The 1,189-nt window shown below is 62.5% G+C and carries 2 pseudogenes; one reads left to right on the top strand and one right to left on the bottom strand.

Annotation, left to right across the window (positions count from 1 at the left end):
- Positions 1-806 (top strand): annotated as a pseudogene (locus tag DBR18_RS28915) (ribonuclease E); the annotation flags it as partial.
- Between the two features lie 190 nt (positions 807-996).
- On the opposite strand, the pseudogene DBR18_RS28910 reads toward DBR18_RS28915, so the two are convergent.
- Positions 997-1,189 (bottom strand): annotated as a pseudogene (locus DBR18_RS28910) (nucleotidyltransferase family protein); the annotation flags it as partial.

Below are 1,189 nucleotides of genomic sequence, written 5' to 3'. Positions count from 1 at the left end.
ACGCTGCTGGCCTGGCCGTGACCGCCGCTGTTGCCAGCAGCGTGATCAGTGCTCCGGCCGAAGCACAGGCTCACGAGCAAGCCGAACGCGCCACCGCAGCCGTTCAGGAAACCACTCCAGTGGAAGCGCCGGTTGTTGAGGCCACCACCCCGGTGGAAGTGGTTGCTGCTCCGGAAGTCGAAGTCGCCCCGGTTCGCGAAGCTCAGCCTCAGGCTGAAGTCGTTGCCGAGCCTGCTCCGGTTGTCGAAGCGCCAGTCGTGGCCGCAGAACCGGCGGTTGAAACCGTCGCTGAAACCGTGACCGAGACCGTGCGTGAAGTTCGCGAAGAACAGACCGCCTTCAACTGGGTGGCCGAACCTGCCGTCGCTGAAACGCCAGCGCCGGTGGTTGAAACCCCGGTAGTTGAAGAAGCCAAGGCTGCCGAGCCAGTGGGTGAAGCCGCTGCACCTGCACCTGCTCCAGCGCCAGTGGTAGAAGCGCCAGCCGTTGAGGCACCAGTGGTTGTCGAAGAGCCTGCTCCAGTGGTGGAAGCCACTCCGGTCAGCGCCCTGACGCCAAACGGTCGCGCACCGAACGACCCACGCGAAGTGCGTCGCCGCAAGCGTGAGGCCGAGCGTCTGCAGAAGGAAGCCGAACTGGCCGCCGCTGCTGCTCCGGTAGCTGAAGTGGTCGAAGCTACTGCTTCCGTGACTGAAGAAGCGGTGGTTGAATCGGTGATCGCCGAAGCACCACGCTCCGTTCAGGACGCGGTCGAGCATCACCAAGAGGCCCAGGAAAAAGAGCACGAGCCTAAACCGCTCGTCTGATTCCGAAAGCCAATAAAAAGCCCCGCCTGAGCAATCAGGCGGGGCTTTTTTATCTCTCCAATTTAAGCATCACCCCCGATCCCTTGTAGGAGTGAGCCTGCTCGCGATAGCGGGGTATCAGCCACCACAAATGACACTGACCCACCGCTATCGCGAGCAGGCTCACTCCTACAGAGGATTTATGCAGGGCTCAGGATTGAGTGAACACCAACGCCTCAGGCACATCGATATCCCACAACACCCCGGGATCATCCACCGCCACTTCCACCACCCGCCCCTGCTTGAACAACGGCCTGGCACCGCGATCGCCACTCAACGCCTGCAACCCCGGCCCGAACGAGCGCCCGAAACCCACCGGATGCCCAAACTCACCCTCCTGCACC

Source organism: Pseudomonas sp. HMWF021 (assembly GCF_003061005.1).
GTDB lineage: Bacteria > Pseudomonadota > Gammaproteobacteria > Pseudomonadales > Pseudomonadaceae > Aquipseudomonas.
The sequence above is the reverse complement of the archived record's forward strand: the minus strand, read 5'-3'. Positions and strand labels throughout refer to the sequence as shown.